We start from the raw sequence: 18,180 nt of genomic DNA, 5'->3' as shown, positions 1-18,180 counted from the left end.
GAGCCGAATTTGCAAATTTCTTTTTTAAAATTGTGGATAACTTCAAAAAAACCTTTTTTTACATCACATCCTTTGCTATAATATAACCATTAAGTAAACCTTACTTGTATTGGCTTACTTAAATGGGTGAAATCCTCGTCTGTTAAAATGCGTGTCCGAAACGATTCCAACAGATTTGAGGATTTTTCTTTTGCCGTTTTTTTGAGTGCTTTTAAGATTGACGAACCTTTTTCAAACAGCTGTCTAATAATATCTGTTATTTGAACTAATAAATAATGATTTTTCATGGCTGTGTAGTTTTGGCTATTGGCATGTTCTATATTGTAACGATTATTTTTTTGTTCGTTAAATCCTTGATTTTCAATCTTCCAGCGGCTTCTTCCTGCAGCGATGAGTCGTTCCACGTTCTTTTTCGTGATTTTAATATCCGTTATAAATACATACTCTTTCGATTTCCCATCCTCTGTTTTCATTGTGGCCTCCATCAGATTGACCGTTCTGTCTTTGTAGGCAATATCATTCACCCAAACTAATGAATTCTGATCCTTACTTTGTTCCAGCTCTTTTATTGCCTTAAACTCCGTCGAGATACTTTTAATTCTCCCTTCCTTAAATCTGCATATATATTTCCATTTGTGCGCCCTGCACAGATTAAATACCGTTTCACATGCATAGAGACTATCTCCCAAGATACAAATCGGTAGTCTTTTAAATATTTTTTTTATTTTCTTTGCCAGCCTGTCGAAGGCTTTTAATTCACAATCTTGCTTAGAAACATTTTCTGATTCATTTTCGATAAATTCGGAGGCAATACTGAAGACCATATCCCCCACGACAAGCTTGGCTTCAAGTACATGGTGCATATAAAGTACGTTCGTTTCTCCTGTTTCTTTATTTGTATATGCCCGTCTCAGGCAGTGTTTACAATGTTTCTCATGAAAGGTGTGTAATCCAGTTCCATCAATGATGACACCCCAGTACTTTCCTTCAATTCGATAAGACTCGAGAGACCTTTTTTTCAATAATTCTTTAATCATATACGTTCTAATTTTTTCTAATTCATTTACATCTAAGCCAGATAAAAAGTCGTTAATTGTATCATAATGTGGAAGTTCTTCAAGAGAATCTAAGCCTAACACCTTCCCTACATTTTTAATACATTCTTCTTTATTAAAACTCTCACTCATGTTTCTCATGGATTTTAGGCCGGTCATATTTTTCAACATCATCGTAAATAAAAGGACCTCTGGACCATAAGTGATATAGCTTTGATGTCGGTGGTCTGCTACCTTTTTTAGGTTATTCATCAGGTCTTTGAAAAAATGCTTCTGAATTTTAAGGAACTCGAAAAAATAATTTGCTTCTTTTTCACGATTTCTTTTTTCTTTTCTAGTAACCAAAATAAAAACCCCCTCAAAACAGCCAAGTTTAATTAGGGCTTGCTGAACGAATCAAATTTTAGCTTGTATTCGACTTGTCACTAAGCCATGCCAAAATATTCGTCCAGCAAGCTCTAATTATTTAAATTATTACATATTTAGCCGCATTTTTGGGGGGAATAGTTAAATTATCACGAAAAATTTTTACTCCTCAGAGCTGGCATTCTTAAAGGGTTGTATACAATTTGTACTATTTTGATGTTCCCTTCCTTTCTGATAGTTTTTTTTAGAGATTTTAATGCTAATAAGTCCAATAGATCCGAATATTAATACAAACACTACTAATACAAAAACAAACATCTTAAACCATTTTGAAATATTGTTCCCCCCTTTCAATGAATTATATTTTATAGCAAGACTGTTTTTTTTGTCAACACAGTTTTTTGTTTTTTTTTAGAATATTTAATTGAATCTCTTAAATAGGGCTTGCTGAACGAATCAGATTCTGTCAGATACAAGCCAAATTGCGGTTATTAAAATATAAAATAGTGTTGTGTAAAAATTTCAAAAAAAGAACCCTGAGCTTCCGCTCCAGATTCATTATAAGGAATTGAAGGGCTACTACTGTTTCACTGGTCTCCTGAAGGCGTGCTCGAATAAGGCCTAGCCCATACTTGCGCTTGCCTTCGCCAAATTTGCTTTCAACGGCATTACGTTCGGAGGCATCCTGCCTTGCCACGCGTTCTAAGGTTTTGTCTTCCGTTTTGGATGGGCGTCCCAACCTTGGCCCACTCAGACGAATGCCAAGAGATTTGCAGTATGCCAGGTTGTGACGGTTTCGGTAGATTTTATCTGCTAAAATCGCTTCTGGATAAAATCCGAACCGGTTGTAGTAGTTCTCAGTAGTAGTTCTCAATAGATTCTCTAAGGGTGATCCCTTCATTGTAATTTTCCCAGTCGAGTTGCTCAATCAAGGCATAGCCATCTACAACGCTAATGGCGACTTTTGAGCCGAATACCACGTTCGCTTTTGCCTTGCCACGCACAATTGGACGGACATGCGGCTGGGAAATGCACACAATCCGGTGGTCAATCCGATGGGTTTTCTTTTTGTACATTCCTGCCTGTTGGCAGTATAGTTCATGAATCACGAGGAGTTGTCGGTATTCATCTTTACTCAAAAGAGACAGAGAGCTTTGGGTAATGAGATTTCCAATGATCTCCAGATTCCATTTCACATATCCGAGTTGTTTGCCGACAGCTTTCCGGATTTTCCAGACACCAGCTTTGCGTTGCTTAGCGACAGAAAGATAGTCCTTACAGGCCCCTTTTTCTGTAGGTCCGTGGATTTTGTAACTTTCCTTTGTGCGGTTCATGCAGTACATCAATGATATGTTCCAGTTTCTCACGAGCTTCGTTCAATAGCCCCAGGTCAGTAGGGTAAGCAATATTAGCCGGTGCACAGGTTGCTTCCAGAATGAGCTTTCCTTTGTTCTTCATTTTAGGAGACGCTGATCCAGTTGAATTCTTTTCCGAAGCAGAACCGGAAGGTTGATGATCATCATCGTTGTCATTTTCTTTAGATGCTTCTTCCGATTGGCGTTCTTGTTCTTCCAGAACAATCCATTCATTCAGTTCATTGATGATGTTTGCACCCAAACGTTTTCTAAAACGAGTCATCAGAGAATGATCGAATGGGGCTTTTTCCGGAATTCAGGCAACCCGATAAAATACTGAAGATACGGGTTTTCCGTGATCTGTTCGACTGTTTCCCGGTCAGATAGCCCAAGCCGTTCTTTGATATAGAGAGCCCCAAGAGCAACTCTGACAGAATAAGCCTTTTCACCTTTGAATTTTTTCTTGAAGGACTTGGCATACTTTTCTTCAGCCCACCAAGGGATTAATTCAGCAAGACGGACCCAGCGATTTTCTTTATTTAATTTTCCACCGAATGGTAGAAAAAAATCTTCTACAAAAGTTAATTGATGTTCGGTCTTTTTGTACATCGTAGCGGCCTCCAAGTGCAAGGTTTTTTACACGTTTCCTATAAAATCCTTACACTTTATATTAGACAAAAGTAGCCAAAATCCTTGTCAAATTTTTGTTTATTCAGCAATCCCTAATTAAGTAAACTTTTCTCTTGACTTCCAGCATAAAATGAATAAAATAGTTAGAGTACCGAAAGTTTACCCTCTCTAAATAATTGAAACGCTTTCTTTCTCCCGCTTGAGTGGCGGGAGTTTTCTTCAAAACTTCTGCCAAACGAAAAACCATCTGCATTTCCGGCATAGTTCCGGTATACAACGTTTACACTAACATCATGAATGGGGGATTGGAATGGAAACAATGAATACAAAAAATAGTTCTATCAGGATTGTCCCTTTTTTTGCGGTGATGATGGCTGGCGCACTGGTGGCGTTTTTAAACCAGACGCTGATTAATGTTGCCCTCCCGCAAATTATGAATCATTTACACATTTCCGCTTCTACGGCAAACTGGCTTTCTACGATTTACATGCTCACAAACGGGATTGTCATTCCGGTCACGGCGTACCTTATGAGCCGATTTACAACAAGACAGCTGTTTTTGTTCTCCATTGGGCTGTTTGCGGTGGGGACGCTGATTTGTGCAGTCGCACCAGGGTTTTCTGTGCTGCTCATTGGCCGGGTGGTCCAGGCGGCCGGAGCGGGGATTATTTTTCCGCTGATGACAAACGTCATTTTCGTGCTGTTTCCACCTGACCGGCGCGGTTTTGCAATGGGGATTTTCGGCGTCGCAATGAACTTTGCACCGGCAATCGGGCCGACGCTTTCCGGGTGGATTGTGGAAAACCACTCGTGGCGGACGCTGTTTTTCATTATTTTGCCGATCGCAATCATTGACTTAATTTTCGCTTTTGTTTTTGTAAAAAATGTGACGGAAACGAGCCGGCCGAAACTCGATAAAATCGGTGTCATTTTGTCTTCGCTCGGTTTCGGCGGTATTTTATACGGATTTTCAACCGGCGGCACGAAAGGCTGGGACAGTGTGGAAGTAATGACGACGCTGGCAGTCGGGGTGATTGCTTTCGGCTTGTTTGTCTGGCGCCAGTGGGTCATAGACCATCCGATTTTGGAATTCCGCATTTTCCGTTATCCGGTGTTTACGCTAACGATGGCGATTAATATTATTGTGACGATGGCATTGTTTTCGGGCATGATTTTAATGCCGATTTATATGCAAAACGTGCGTGGTTTCTCGCCGCTTATGTCCGGGCTGATGCTTTTGCCGGGCGGGGTCATCATGGGGATTATGTCGCCGATTACAGGGCGGCTGTTTGACCGCTATGGTGCAAAATGGCTTGCTTTAATCGGGCTTGCCATTACCATTGTGACTACTTTTGCATTGACCCGTCTGAAATTGGATACATCTTTTACTTATGTCGTCACCATTTATACGATCCGTAGTTTCGGGATTTCTATTTTGATGATGCCGATCTTTACGGCCGGGTTGAATGACCTGCCGCTTGCGATGAATAAATACGGCACTGCGATGGTGAACACCTTCAGGATGGTAGCAGGCGCTGTCGGGACGGCCTTTTTTGTCTCGGTCATGACGAATAAAGGGATTGCGCATACGAAGGATATTATGGTCTCCAGTCAAATTTCCCCTGCGGATAAAATTCATGCGGCGCTTGCTGCAAGGCAGGGAACGGTGATGGGGATCAATGATGCCTTTATGGTTGCCACCTACCTGGCTGTGATTGCCTTTATTCTTGCTTTCTTTATCCGGAAAACCATCCCGCGCGACAGCCTTCCGGAAAATACAGCCCAGCAGGTAAAACCGATAACGGAATCATAATCAAAACGCGGTGTCCTAAAGCCGGCAGTAGCTGGCGAAAGGACACCTTTTTATCTTGTCCAACGGCATGAAAGAGGCCTGCCTTTTTATTCTGGTGCAGCGGGGTGTTCAAACTAGCCCTCTCTGAAATGATTTTAAAATCTCTGCAAATGCCTGTTTGGTTTTGGTGGAAAAATATAAATAGGGCTTGCTGAACGAATCCGACGCTGAGTTTGTGCCCAATTTATCTGCAACCTCTGTCTCAAAATATAGAAGAATCCATTTGCGAAAAGGGGTGATTTGATCTTCTCCGGACGTTGAATCGGCTTTCGCGTGCAGGCATTTCCCTGGATTTGTTGTAAACCCTTGCATTTAAATGATCGCCAAAGCTGTCAGCATCCTTGCCAAATCTAGGAATCTCGCTTATTCAGCAAGCCCTAAATACAAAAAAACCGCTGGAAATTCACCTATTCCAACGGTTTTTTTCATTTCTGGCCTTTTTAAAAGCCCCGGCAGTCGAAATATCGGCTGTTTTGTTTACGCTCTTGCTTCAAACCGTTTTGCAATTTCAACAATGACTTGGACGGCTTTTTCCATTGTTTCCACTGAAACGTATTCGTATTTGCCGTGCATGTTTTCCCCGCCGGCAAAAATGTTTGGTGTCGGTAGCCCCATGTAAGACAGCTGTGACCCGTCCGTGCCGCCGCGGACAGGAGAGATGACCGGCTCAATGCCAAGGCTCTTCATGGCGTCATGCGCAATATCGACAATTTCCTTTACCGGTTCAATTTTTTCTTTCATGTTGTAATATTGGTCAGCCAATTCCAGTGTAATGTTATCTTCGCCGTATTTTTCTTTTAAGCGGTTGACAATCGACTGGAGGTTTGCCTTTTTTGCCTCGAATTTTTCGCGGTCATGGTCGCGGATAATGTAGTACAGTTTTGTTTGCTCGACATCTCCGTGGATGGACAGGAGATGATAAAATCCTTCATAACCTTCCGTCCGTTCCGGCACTTCATCCTCGGGCAGGAGGTTGTGCAGTTCCATCGCAATTTTTGCCGAATGGACCATTTTCCCCTTTGCGCTCCCAGGGTGGATATTATTGCCGCGGACTGTAATTTTAGCGGAAGCGGCGTTAAACGTTTCATATTCGAGTTCACCGAGCGGGCCGCCATCCATCGTATAGGCAAAATCGGCACCGAACGTTTTCACATCAAATTTATGCGGCCCTCTGCCGATCTCTTCATCCGGGGTAAAGGCGACCCTAATTTTGCCGTGTTTGATTTCAGGGTGCTTCAGCAAATAGTCCATGGCCGTCATAATCTCCGCCACGCCGGCTTTGTCATCGGCGCCGAGCAGCGTCGTGCCGTCCGTTGTAATCAAAGTCTGGCCGATATAATTTTTTAAGTTCGGGTATTCATCCGGAGATAGGACAACCCCTTGCTCTTTGTTCAAAACGATGGCCTTCCCGTCATAGTTTTCGATAATCTGCGGGTTGACGTTTTTTCCCGTAAAATCTGTCGCCGTGTCGACATGTGCCAAAAATCCGATGACCGGGACTTCTTTATCTGTATTGCCAGGCAAAGTGGCAAAAAGATAGCCGTTTTCATCCAGATGGACTTCCTCCATGCCGATCGATTCCAGCTCATCGCGAAGCATGCGAAGGAGTGTCCATTGCCCGTCTGTGGAAGGGCAATGGACACTCTCTTCGTTAGACTGTGTGTCGACCTTAACGTATGTAGTAAATCTTTTCATTAACGCTTCTTTCATTATCTTCACTCCTCATTTTCGGTATGTCTATATTTTACCAAACCCGGCCCAAAAGCTTGTATTTATTCGCAATATTTTTGGTAAAAAGTTCCGAGCGCATATTTGTAGTTGGGATGCCATGGTTTGTCTTTTCCGCAATAATGGATAAATACGGTGTGCTTTTTAATCCACTCTATGTCCTGTTTTTTAATAAATGCGGCACGTTCAAAAAAACGGGCGTCATAGTTATACCGGTAGCTTTCGGCAGGTTTTATTTTGTTCCAGAACAGGGCATTGAATACGTCCTGGTCGGGCAGGAGCAGCTTCAGTTTATTTTCCTCAATGAATTGAAAGATTTCCTCCACTTTCACATGTTGCCGGATCAATTCCAAATTCATAAGGAGGACGCCGGTGTTAAAATACCCTTTTGCATTCGGGGTCCGTAGGCGCAGTTTATTGATCAGGCGGGCCTTTTTTGCCGAGTGCTCATGTTCGGATGCAATAAAAAAATGCCCTTCAAAATCTGAGTAATAAAATGCGGCGGCGGGGTTGATACAGACGATATCGGGATCGAGATAAAGAATCCTGTCAAGATGCTCCGGCAAAAACAAGTGGGCAGTAAGCCGGTAGTACATTTCTGAAGTGTAATGCCTGAGGACCGGCGCATCTTTAAACAGATCCGGCGGAATCCGCACCGGGAAAAAATGGTGCCCTTTCTCTTCAATATAGTGATGCAGCCCGGAAAGTTTTTCTTCAGAAATGGTGGAATGTAGCAGGTAGATCGAAAACTCTTCTTCGGGATTGTTTTGGATAAGAGAGTTTATTAACACTTTCAGGGGAGGGAGGTAATTTTCATTTAACGTAACAAGGATATTCATGGCTTTTCCACCTTTTGGCTGTAGTTTCAACTACTTCCATGATACAGGTTTCCTTTTCCGCAAACAAACCTTTTGGGTTCCGGAAAGATGAGCCTTTTTTCACCGTACAATCCTGGCTGCCCGCTTGCAGGGAAACAGTGCATGATGCCTGTAGAAACCGTGCACCCTCCGGCGTTTCCACAGAAAAAAAGCCTGCCATTAAAATGGTCAGGCTCTGAGAAGCGACAGTCTTTCCCAAGGCTTTGAAAGCCAGCGCCGGGTGGCAAAGATGCCCCGGAACCATTCGTCAATGCCCTGTGCAATCCAAATGCCGAGCAGCCCAAGGCCGAAATGCACCCCAAGGACATAGCTTAAACCGGCTGCAAATACCCACATGGAAAAAATGCCAATCATGACCGGGAAGCGGACATCGCCTGCTGATTTCAGGGAACTCATCAGCACGATATTCATGGCCCGCCCCGGTTCTGTAAAAACAATGGCCCAAAGAATCGGGATGCTGACGGCGAGAATGTCTTCGCTTTTCGTAAACACGTGCAAAACAGGCGAGCCGATGAGCGCAATCACAAGCGAAGTAAAAAAAGAAGCCATCATTGCAATCTTTAAAGTTTTCATCCCGCGCTTCAGGGCGCGTTCATACGTTTTCGCACCGACATACCGGGCGACAAGCAGCTGGGTGCCGGATGCAATGGCAAGGGTAAACAGATAACAGATCATCGAAATATTATTTAAATAAACGCGCGCAGCCAAGGATGCTTCCCCGAGTACGGCGATAAACCCGGTAATCACCAGCTGGGAAAACTGGTAGGAAAAATTTTCGCCGGCCGAGGGAATTCCGATCTCAAGCAATGCACGGATATCTTCTTTCTTTATAGAAATGATATCACGGATGCCCATTTTCAACGCGAGCCTGCGGTAGACAAGGAAAAGAAGCGCCGATACCGCAAAAACGCGGGCAACCACAATGGCCCACGATACCCCGATGACGCCTGTAACCGGGAGCCCGAAAATGCCCGTAATGGCCAAAATGTTCCCGAAGATGCTGATTAAATCCATTAAAACGGTGACAAGCATCGACTCCTTCGTATAACCGTGGCTTCTCAGCACTGCGCTTAAAGCGAGGGAGATGGACTCGAGAAAAAGGGAAGCCCCGCAAATTTTGACAAATGTCAGCGCGTATTGATAAACCTTGCCGTGAATGTCGAAAAACCCGAGAAGCAGTTGCCCGAACAGAAAAACAAAAAGCCCGACGGCAAGGCCGAACCAAAAATTCAGACCGAAAGCGGAATGGGCGACCTGGCGTGCCTCTTTCATTTTCCCGGCACCAAGATTCTGCCCGATCAGGATAATCGCGCCGACGGATGTGACATTAAAAATGAGAATAAACATATTCAACAGCTGGTTGGCCACGCCCACCCCGGCAGCCGCATCATCGGCATAGTGGCCGAGCATAAGGGTTGCGATGATCCCGATCCCCATATGCAAAGAAAGCTCAATAAAGAGCGGCCAAGAAATCTGAAACAGGGTCTGGTCTTTGTAATATTGCTGTTGTGTTGTCAACAATTTCCCCCCTTTTATATGATACCCCAAGCCTTTTATACCGGTTTTATTGCCAGGCCTGGTGGATGTTCATTCTTCAATACTATGAAACATTGTAGCCTTTATTGCCGTACTGTCAATTGGAATTTTGGAAAAACCCGTGAATTTTTTATGGAGGGCGGATATTGGTCATGTTTGCGCATTTGTTTGCATGTTTTCAAATCTGTTTACATGTTTACGCAAGCGCAAACACTTGTATACAAAAATGCAAACTTGTTTGCAAAGCTGTAAACATGGCTATATGACAACATTTTTCAAAAGTTTACAAGCCGCAAACAAGTTTACATTTTCGTTAAAAAAGTTCAGAGTATTGATTATTTTTATAGACTCAGATATTCTTAGAGTAAGCCAAAGAAAGCGATACAGGGAGGAAAAATGAATGGGAAAGACGCGGATTGCCGCAGTCGATGTAGGCAATGATTCTTTAAAAGGCATTTTTGGAAAAATGGAGTATGAGCTCAATATCCCGAACGTCATCGCGCGGGATATAGAAGACCGGCCGGTAATCGGCATTGAGGAACTGGACAGCAAAGATCCGCTTGAAGGCATCCATGTAAAAGTCCACTCCCCTGCTTTAAAGGAAAATAACGTGATTTACCGTGTCGGGGAGCTCGCAACCAAAAGTGATAATGCAACCGAACTGGACCCTGGGAGTAGCAAATCGGAAGAGGACCAGACCCTCGTCCTGCTTTTTACAAGCCTTGCGCTTGACGCAGTAAGGGAAGAAAACGCCAAAGTTTTTACCCGCAACCAGAATGTGATTGATGCCAATTACACACTTGGGACAGGCCTGCCGCTCCGCGAAGTAAAAGAGGGGAAAGATGCGGGCTACCGGTCGCAGTTGCTTGGATCCGTCCACCAGGTGGAATTTCTTGTCACGCCGAAATACCAGGGATTGAAAGTCAACCTGAAGTTTGACGAAATCAAAGTGTATCCGGAAGGCTTTGCCGCTTTTATCAATCTCGTCATGGATAACGATTTAAACATCATTAACCGCGATTTGATTGACAAACGCATTTTGATCCAGGATATCGGCGGCCTCTCAACGGATATCGCCGTGATCAAAAACAGGACAGTCGATGATGACCGGGCGCAGGGCTTTAATCTCGGCGTATCAGAAGCGCTTGAACAGATCCGTGAAGAAATCCGCGTCAAATACGGGGTCGAACTGGACAGCCGCCGCGATGTGGTCGATATTATCACGAAAAAGCATGACCGCAACCATATTATGGTGAAAGGCAGCCGGACAAGCGTGCACGACATTACAGACCGCATCCTGTTTGACCTTGCGAAGAAACAATACCGCCTGCTCCGGAACGTTTGGCAGAAAAACTCGCAAACAGAGATTTGCTATTTTGTCGGCGGCGGTTCTGTTGTCCTGAAAGATTACTTAAAAACGTTGAACAACAGCCTTGATGGCTACAATATCGATTTCTTTGAAGATGAAAAAGAGAGCATCTGGATGATGGCCAATGCTTACTACAAATTAATTTCGGATTATGTGAGGAAAAACAATAAACCGGAAGACAAAGGAAAGAAACCGGTCGAATCCAAATAAGGTGAAAAAATATGGAAAATCAAAGCGGGATGAAGCGGGGCCAGACGATTGCGTTCCGGATCCCCCAGGATACGCCCGATCATATTTTAAAAGAGTTGTCAAAGTTAAAAGAAAAAGAGAAACGGAACTTCTCCGCCAAAATAGCCGGGTATGTGATACAGGGCGTGAACCAGTCGCTTGTAAAAGACAAAGAAACGATTACAATTCCGCTGCCGCGCAAACTGACAAAAGTGCAGCATGACTGGCTGAAGCATGAACATTCGGAAGCAATGCTCGGCAGCATTGTTTACGAGCTGATTCAGGATCCGCTCCGGGCGACTTCGCTTTTTGCTGCCCTCTCGAAACAACCTGTTTCTATGGATGAGACGCTTTTTTTACAGGAAGACGAATTGCCACAAACTAGTAAAGAAGCGGACGCGGAACCGGTTCGATCCGGTGGTGAGCCGCCTGGATCGGATGATCTTGATGCATTTGACTGGAGAACTGCCGCCACCGAACCGGCACCGCCTGATGCGGAAGCGCCGGAAAAAGAAGATGCGGAAGACCTGCTCGGGGATTTTCTCGCCAGCATGAATAAATAAAGTGCGCAGGGTGAACCCCTGTGTGTCTAAAACTTGTACGAAATGTAAGGGGATGGCACAGATGGAAAATGTAATCGAAGTTGCCGATGTGAGCCTTGTGCGCGACGGCAAAAAACTGCTCTCGGACATTCACTGGACGGTCAAAAAAGGGGAGCATTGGGCTGTCCTCGGCTTAAACGGTTCCGGCAAAACCACTTTGCTCAATATGATCAACGGGTATATTTGGCCGACAAAGGGCAGCATCAAGGTGCTCGGCAAAGCGTTCGGAAAAACAAGCCTGCCGGAACTGCGGAAATCAATCGGCTGGGTCAGCTCCTCCATCCAGGAAAGGATACCGCGCACCCAACTTGCACGCGATGTGGTCATCAGCGGCAAATATGCATCCATCGGGCTGTATGAAGCGGTGGATGCACAAGACGAAGAAAAAGCCCTGCGCTTGATGGAACAATTGCATTGTGCCGCCCTTTTTAGCCGTGCTTATGAACATTGTTCGCAAGGAGAGCGGCAGAAACTTTTAATTGCGCGTGCGTTAATGGCGGAACCGCGCATCTTAATTTTGGACGAGCCTTGCAATGGACTGGATTTGTTTGCCCGGGAAATTTTGCTGGAAAGTGTAGAAGAGCTGGCAAAAGATAAGCACGGATCGACGCTTGTATATGTCACGCACCATCCGGAAGAAATTTCTCCCGTTTTCCAAAAAACATTGCTGATCAGAAACGGGGAAGTTTTCCGGCAGGGCCGGACTTCCGAGATGATTGAAAAACAAGTGCTTTCCCGCTTTTTTGAGCATGAAATTCAGGTGGAGTGGCGCGGAAACCGGGCTTTGTTTCAAGTTGTCTGACGATTGAAAAACAAAAAAATATAAAATAATGAATTGACAAATCCCGAGCCGTCCACTAATATTTAAATATAACAAATGAATAACTTATCCAGAGAGACTGAGGGACAGGCCCGATGACGTCCAGCAACCTTCAAATCTTTTTTTGAAAGGTGCTAATTCCTGCAGAATGGTTCATTCTGAGAGATAAGTCACTTGACCGGCAAACCTCTTTCGAATGAAAGCGGGTTTTTTTTTGCTAAAAGGAACAGAAGGAGATTTCAACATGCTGGTATTAGAAGATATTCATAAAGTATACGGCAAAGGGAAGGACAAAAAGGTTGAAGCGTTAAAAGGCATCAATCTGCGTGTTGAAAAAGGGGAAATTTTCGGGGTGGTCGGCTACAGCGGCGCCGGGAAAAGCACGCTGATCCGATGCGTAAATCTGCTCGAGCGGCCGACTTCTGGGAAAGTGCTCGTTAACGGGATCGACCTTGTGCGCCTGCCGCCTGCAAAGCTGCGCCAAGAGCGGAAAAAAATCGGCATGATTTTCCAGCAGTTCAATCTGCTTCAGTCAAAGACGATTTTTCAAAACGTAGCCATGCCGCTTGTGCTGGAACACCGCCCGAAGGAAGAAATAAAGGCAAAAGTGGCAGAATTATTGTCTTTTGTCGGGTTAGAAGAGAGAATGCACCACTACCCTGACCAGTTGTCAGGCGGCCAGAAACAAAGGGTTGGCATTGCAAGAGCCCTTGCGACAGACCCGGACATCCTGCTTTGTGACGAGGCAACATCGGCCCTTGACCCGAATACGACCGAAGCCGTGCTTGCCCTTTTGCGGAAAGTCCGGGACGAGCTGGGCATCACGATTCTTATGATCACCCATGAAATGAACGTCATTCGTGACATTTGTGATAAAGTGGCAGTGCTGGACGGCGGAAAAATTGTGGAGCAGGGCCCGGTAATCGACCTGTTCACAGAACCGAAAACGCAAATTGCGAGAAGCTTTGTGAAAACCGTGCTGAATGATTCGATTCCGCCGTCGGTGCAAAAACTGATCGATGAAAGCAGCAAAGACAATCCGCACGGCATTTACCGGATCCTGTTTAAAGGAGCTTCCACCAATATGCCGCTGTTATCCAATACGGCAAAACATTTTTCAATCGACCTGAATGTGCTTCATGGCATGATCACCGAACTTCAGGGCATTCCTTTCGGCAACCTGCTTGTCGAATTGAAAGGCGACCCGGAAGAAATGAAGCGGGCCATTCAGTACATCAACGATCACGAAGCCATCATTCGGGAGGTGGAGAAAAATGGCATTTGATTGGTCATGGTTTTGGCCGCAATTTTTCACGGCAATGGGCCAGACGCTGTATATGGTGGCTGTATCATTAATCATTTCCATCATCATCGGCGTTCCGGTCGGCGTGATCCTCGTTATTACCCGGGAAAACGGCATTTGGGAAAACAAATGGATTTTTAATATTTTAAATGTGATTATCAATATTTTCCGGTCGATCCCGTTTATTATTCTCGTTGTCGCGATCATTCCGTTTACGCGCTGGGTTGTCGGGACAGCGATCGGAACAACGGCAGCGATTGTGCCGCTCGTTTTGTACACTGCTTTTTACATCGGGCGGCTCATTGAAAGTTCACTGCTTGAAGTCGACAAAGGGACAATCGAACTTGCGCAGTCAATGGGGGCGACGAACTGGCAGATTATTTGGCGGTTTTTGCTTCCGGAGGCAAAGGCGTCCATGGTGCTCAATTTAACGATTGCCACCATCGGGCTGATCGGGGCTTCCGCGATGGCGGGCGCGGTCGGTGCCGGCGGGATCGGGGATTTGGCGATCACGTACGGCTACAACCAGTTTCAGACAGGCGTCATGATCGTTACCGTTATCACGCTGGTTATTTTCACCCAGCTTGTCCAGACATTGGGCAACTTTCTTTCCAAGAAAATCCGGAGAAAATAATATTGGAAAAATGGGTTACACCTTTTTATAAAAAATGAAATGCAGGGGGACTTAGAGCGATGAAAAAATTTGCGATTCTATTATTGGGGCTGATCCTGGTTTTGGCAGGATGCGGGGCCAAAAACAATTCGGGCAGCACAAGCACAAAGACAATCAAAGTCGGGACAACCACTTCTGAAGTGCCGACATGGAATTTAATCCAGAAACTTGCGAAAAAGAAAAATATCAATATCAAGATTGTCCGCTTTGACGACTATGTTCAGCCGAACCTCGCATTAAGCGACGGGGAAATTGATATTAACGCATTCCAGACGGTTGTTTATTTCGATGACTTTATAAAACAACGCAATCTGAAGCTATCGGCGATCGGCACAACGAATATCTGGCCGATGGGGATCTACTCGAAAAGGTATAAAAAGATCAGCGAAGTAAAAGACGGCGACCAGGTTGTGATTCCGAAAGACCCGACGAACCTCGGAAGGGCTTTGCTTTTGCTGCAAAAAGCCGGCTTGATTACGACGAAAAAAGGTTTCACAGGCAAAGGCGGGCTTGAAAATGTCGCTTCAAACCCGAAACATTTGAAAATTACTGCCGTGGATGCCGCCCAAACACCGCGCGGCCTAGATGATTCGGCACTCGCTGTGATCAATTGCGATATGGCCATTAATGCTGGCTTAAACCCGACGAATGACTCCATCTTCCGTGAAGATGCGGGCAACAAAGCGTATATCAATATTATCGCAGCCCGGACAAAAGACAAGAATGACAAAACGCTGAAAGAAATTGTAAACATTTATCATTCAAAAGAAGTCTCCGACTTTATCAAAAAGCATTATAAAGGCGCAGCCGTCCCGGTCAATAAACCGGTATCGTATTTAAAAGACTATAAGCAAACACAATGACGGCAAAAAGTTTCACAGCAGCCCCCTGAAAAACAGCGGGCTTTCAGACAGGCGGTTTATCCGCCCCATGGCAGAAAGAACGGCAGGATACGGTTAGACCGGTATCCCGCCGTTTTTTAATTGATTTTGGGTTTTGGACCGTTGCTTTTTTTACTTTCCTAAAACCGGGGAAGTCATCTATAATGGAAGAAAGGGTTTTCAATACGGACGGGTGGAAAAACAAAGGGGGGATTGCTAACTGCTGAAAATAAGTTATAGAAGTTGCAAAAGTTATTGACTTTCAAATCTTATCAGAATATATTTACCTATAAGGGAGGCGAGCCAAGTGGAATATTATTCTAGGGCTTGCTGAATAAGCAAAATTTCTAGATTTGGCAAGGATGCTCACGACTTTTGCTTAAATTGAATGCAAGGGTTTTATAAAAAATCTAGGGAAAAGCTTGCACTTCAAACGCACCCTATATGAAGGAAGGCCTTCGTTTTTTCGTGCTTCCTTAACGTAGACAGCCTCTATGTAAAGGAACAACGTTATTTTTCCGCGCTTTCTTAACTTAGACGCGCCCTATGTGAAGGAAGGCCTTCGTTTTTTCGTGCTTCCTTAACATAGACGGGTTCTATGTGAAGGAAGACCCTCGTTTTTTCGCGCTTCCTTAACGTAGACGCACCCTATATGAAGAAAGACCGTTCATTTTCCTCGCTTCCTTCACATAGGGCTTGCTGAGAATAAGCAAAATTCCTAGACTTGGCAAAAATTTAATCTTGCACTTGAAAACTGGTTCAAAGTATAGAGCAGACAGAATCGTATTTTCAAAGATGGATTCTTCTATATTTTTAGGCAAATCTTGTTGACAAATTGGGTACAAACTCAGAGTCGGATTCGTTCAGCAAGTCCTATTCTAAATTCGCCCTCTTATCCTTGGATATTTGCATTTTGCCGGAAAACCGCTTTTACAGCGTGCATAACTTATAAAATATAAGCGTTGAGAATGACAAAAAAGGAGGCTTTCACCAAATGAATGCGATTACAATTGTAATCGGCTCCATCTGTATCTTAATGATTGCTTATCGTTTATATGGTACGTTTATGGCCGTAAAGGTGTTAAAGCTGAACAATGATACGCCGACGCCGGCACATGAGTTTAACGACGGGAAAGATTATGTGCCGACCAATAAATGGGTGACGTTCGGCCACCATTTTGCGGCGATTGCGGCTGCAGGCCCGCTTGTCGGACCCATTTTGGCAGCGCAGTTCGGCTACTTGCCGGGCCTCTTATGGCTCTTGATCGGCGCTGTTATCGGCGGGGCCGTACACGATGCTGTCGTGCTCTTTGCCTCCATGCGCCGGAAAGGGAAATCGCTTTCTGAAGTGGCGAAAGAGGAAATGGGGCCGGTTGCCGGGTTCTGTACAGGCCTTGCCATGCTGTTTATTATTGTGATTACGATGGCCGGCCTTTCCATGGTTGTCGTAAATGCCCTGCAAAGTAACCCATGGGGCACCTTTTCCGTGGGGATCACGATCCCGGTTGCAATGGGCGTTGGCTTGTTTTACAAAAAAACCGGCAATTTGAAGCTGACCACAACGATCGGTTTCCTCCTGATCGTAGCGGGCGTTTTTGCCGGGCCGTGGATCCGCCATACGGTAATTGGCGAATGGCTTACGTTTGATCCGAAAAGATTGGCCATTATTCTTCCGGCTTATGCATTTTTTGCTGCGGCCCTGCCGGTATGGCTGCTGTTGGCGCCGCGTGATTATTTGAGCAGCTTTATGAAAATCGGCGTATTTATTGCCCTCATTATTGGTATATTTATCATTAATCCGCCGATTCATATGCCGGCGCTGTCGCAATTTATCCACGGCGGCGGCCCGACGATGACAGGACCGGTCTGGCCGTTTATTTCGATCACGATTGCCTGCGGTGCGATTTCCGGTTTCCATGCCTTTATCGGCTCCGGCACAACGCCGAAAATGCTCGATAAATGGACGGATATCAAGCCGGTTGCATTTGGCGCCATGCTTGTCGAATCGCTTGTCGGCGTGATGGCGCTTGTCGCTGCGACCGCCCTGCAGCCCGCCGATTACTTTGCCATCAACTCCACGCCGGAAGTCTTTAAGACACTCGGCATGCATGTTGTCAATCTTCCGCATTTAAGCAGTGAAATCGGGATGGACCTGGCTGGCAGAACCGGGGGTGCGGTAACGCTTGCAGTCGGCATGACGTATATTTTTACAAAAATCCACTGGTTTAGCAATCTTGCACCCTATTTCTATCAATTTGTCATTTTGTTTGAAGCCGTGTTTATCCTGACGGCGATCGATTCGGGGACACGGGTCGCGCGCTACCTGCTGCAAGACTTTTTAGGGGAATTGTATAAACCGCTCAAAAAGACCGACTGGCTACCGGGATCCATTCTCACAAGCGCCGCGGCCTGCTTCATGTGGGGCTATTTGCTTTACTCCGGCGATATCGGTTCAGTCTGGGCGCTGTTCGGCGTATCGAACCAGCTGATGGCCTCGATCGGGCTGATTGTCGGGGCAACCGTCATTTTGAAAATTGCCGATAAAAAACGGTATATGTTCACTTGCCTGATTCCGCTTGCGTATTTGTATGTTACGGTGAACTATGCCGGCTATTGGATGGTGAAAAATGTTTACCTGAACCATGCCGCGCCGGGCTACAATGTACTGAACGGCATTTTGTCGATCATTATGCTCATTCTCGGGCTCGTCATTATGATCTCCGCTTTCAAGAACTGGTACAGCCTGCTGAGAACGCCTGCCCTGCCGGATTTGGAGGCATCGGCAAGGAAGGCTTGATGCAAAACTTGCCGAATCCGCTTTAAAGGAAAAACTTTGCATGCACCAGCTGGTTTAATGTACAGGCATTCTTGGGGGGGGATATCAGATAAAAGCGGCGGGACACG

Annotated in this window: 12 protein-coding genes, 1 pseudogene and 1 riboswitch; of the genes and pseudogenes, 8 read left to right on the top strand and 5 right to left on the bottom strand. The window is 45.2% G+C overall.

Going from position 1 to position 18,180, the window contains the following annotated elements:
* Positions 1-89: 89 nt before the first annotated feature.
* A complete protein-coding gene (locus NSQ19_RS15180; RefSeq protein ID WP_013858128.1) occupies positions 90-1,400 on the bottom strand; it encodes a transposase family protein in 1,311 nt (436 codons plus the stop codon).
* Between the two features lie 487 nt (positions 1,401-1,887).
* Positions 1,888-3,385: pseudogene (locus tag NSQ19_RS15175) on the bottom strand (IS5 family transposase).
* A 331-nt stretch (positions 3,386-3,716) separates the two neighbouring features.
* On the opposite strand from NSQ19_RS15175, the gene NSQ19_RS15170 reads away from it, so the two are divergent.
* Positions 3,717-5,219, top strand: coding sequence for a DHA2 family efflux MFS transporter permease subunit (locus NSQ19_RS15170; RefSeq protein WP_340703128.1), 1,503 nt, complete (start codon positions 3,717-3,719; stop codon positions 5,217-5,219).
* Between the two features lie 516 nt (positions 5,220-5,735).
* Here NSQ19_RS15170 and pepT read toward each other — a convergent pair.
* From pepT to NSQ19_RS15155, 3 genes are all read right to left on the bottom strand, one after another.
* Positions 5,736-6,968, bottom strand: coding sequence for a peptidase T (gene pepT, locus NSQ19_RS15165; protein ID WP_026104792.1), 1,233 nt, complete (start codon positions 6,966-6,968; stop codon positions 5,736-5,738).
* Positions 6,969-7,030: 62 nt separating this feature from the next.
* Positions 7,031-7,825 (bottom strand): glycosyltransferase family 8 protein, encoded by a 795-nt coding sequence (locus NSQ19_RS15160; RefSeq protein WP_118498675.1) that lies wholly within the window; start codon positions 7,823-7,825, stop codon positions 7,031-7,033.
* Positions 7,826-8,032: 207 nt separating this feature from the next.
* The gene (locus NSQ19_RS15155) at positions 8,033-9,382 is read right to left on the bottom strand and encodes an MATE family efflux transporter (protein WP_340703127.1); all 1,350 of its coding nucleotides are present in this window, start codon (positions 9,380-9,382) and stop codon (positions 8,033-8,035) included.
* 418 nt (positions 9,383-9,800) lie between these two features.
* On the opposite strand from NSQ19_RS15155, the gene NSQ19_RS15150 reads away from it, so the two are divergent.
* The 7 genes from NSQ19_RS15150 to NSQ19_RS15120 all read left to right on the top strand — a co-directional run bounded on the left by NSQ19_RS15150 (position 9,801) and on the right by NSQ19_RS15120 (position 18,073).
* Complete coding sequence (locus NSQ19_RS15150) at positions 9,801-10,979, top strand: ParM/StbA family protein (protein WP_017553483.1); 1,179 nt, start codon at positions 9,801-9,803, stop codon at positions 10,977-10,979.
* 11 nt (positions 10,980-10,990) lie between these two features.
* Complete coding sequence (locus NSQ19_RS15145; RefSeq protein WP_340703126.1) at positions 10,991-11,560, top strand: hypothetical protein; 570 nt, start codon at positions 10,991-10,993, stop codon at positions 11,558-11,560.
* Positions 11,561-11,621: 61 nt separating this feature from the next.
* Complete coding sequence (locus tag NSQ19_RS15140; RefSeq protein WP_340703125.1) at positions 11,622-12,401, top strand: ABC transporter ATP-binding protein; 780 nt, start codon at positions 11,622-11,624, stop codon at positions 12,399-12,401.
* Positions 12,402-12,482: 81 nt separating this feature from the next.
* A riboswitch (SAM riboswitch) is annotated at positions 12,483-12,591 on the top strand.
* A 72-nt stretch (positions 12,592-12,663) separates the two neighbouring features.
* The gene (locus NSQ19_RS15135; protein WP_340703124.1) at positions 12,664-13,704 is read left to right on the top strand and encodes a methionine ABC transporter ATP-binding protein; all 1,041 of its coding nucleotides are present in this window, start codon (positions 12,664-12,666) and stop codon (positions 13,702-13,704) included.
* On the top strand, positions 13,694-14,356 hold the full coding sequence (locus NSQ19_RS15130) for a methionine ABC transporter permease (protein ID WP_017552056.1): 663 nt from the start codon (positions 13,694-13,696) through the stop codon (positions 14,354-14,356). The genes NSQ19_RS15135 and NSQ19_RS15130 overlap by 11 nt, the downstream gene beginning before the upstream one ends.
* A 59-nt stretch (positions 14,357-14,415) precedes the next feature.
* The gene (locus tag NSQ19_RS15125) at positions 14,416-15,258 is read left to right on the top strand and encodes a MetQ/NlpA family ABC transporter substrate-binding protein (protein WP_013860819.1); all 843 of its coding nucleotides are present in this window, start codon (positions 14,416-14,418) and stop codon (positions 15,256-15,258) included.
* Positions 15,259-16,270: 1,012 nt separating this feature from the next.
* Positions 16,271-18,073, top strand: a complete 1,803-nt coding sequence (locus NSQ19_RS15120) for a carbon starvation CstA family protein (protein WP_340703123.1) — start codon at positions 16,271-16,273, stop codon at positions 18,071-18,073.
* Positions 18,074-18,180 lie beyond the last annotated feature (107 nt).

The organism is Weizmannia sp. FSL W8-1119 (assembly GCF_038008605.1).
Classification (GTDB): Bacteria; Bacillota; Bacilli; order Bacillales; family Bacillaceae_C; genus Weizmannia; species Weizmannia coagulans.
Note: the sequence above shows the minus strand (reverse complement) of the source record. Positions and strands in the feature narration are given on the sequence as shown.

Bases quoted from the DNA above. Each gene is read 5' to 3' on its own strand.
- NSQ19_RS15170 (WP_340703128.1), top strand. From the start codon at position 3,717: ATGGAAACAATGAATACAAAAAATAGTTCTATCAGGATTGTCCCTTTT.
- pepT (WP_026104792.1), bottom strand. From the start codon at position 6,968: ATGAAAGAAGCGTTAATGAAAAGATTTACTACATACGTTAAGGTCGAC.
- NSQ19_RS15160 (WP_118498675.1), bottom strand. From the start codon at position 7,825: ATGAATATCCTTGTTACGTTAAATGAAAATTACCTCCCTCCCCTGAAA.
- NSQ19_RS15150 (WP_017553483.1), top strand. From the start codon at position 9,801: ATGGGAAAGACGCGGATTGCCGCAGTCGATGTAGGCAATGATTCTTTA.
- NSQ19_RS15145 (WP_340703126.1), top strand. From the start codon at position 10,991: ATGGAAAATCAAAGCGGGATGAAGCGGGGCCAGACGATTGCGTTCCGG.
- NSQ19_RS15140 (WP_340703125.1), top strand. From the start codon at position 11,622: ATGGAAAATGTAATCGAAGTTGCCGATGTGAGCCTTGTGCGCGACGGC.
- NSQ19_RS15135 (WP_340703124.1), top strand. From the start codon at position 12,664: ATGCTGGTATTAGAAGATATTCATAAAGTATACGGCAAAGGGAAGGAC.
- NSQ19_RS15130 (WP_017552056.1), top strand. From the start codon at position 13,694: ATGGCATTTGATTGGTCATGGTTTTGGCCGCAATTTTTCACGGCAATG.
- NSQ19_RS15125 (WP_013860819.1), top strand. From the start codon at position 14,416: ATGAAAAAATTTGCGATTCTATTATTGGGGCTGATCCTGGTTTTGGCA.
- NSQ19_RS15120 (WP_340703123.1), top strand. From the start codon at position 16,271: ATGAATGCGATTACAATTGTAATCGGCTCCATCTGTATCTTAATGATT.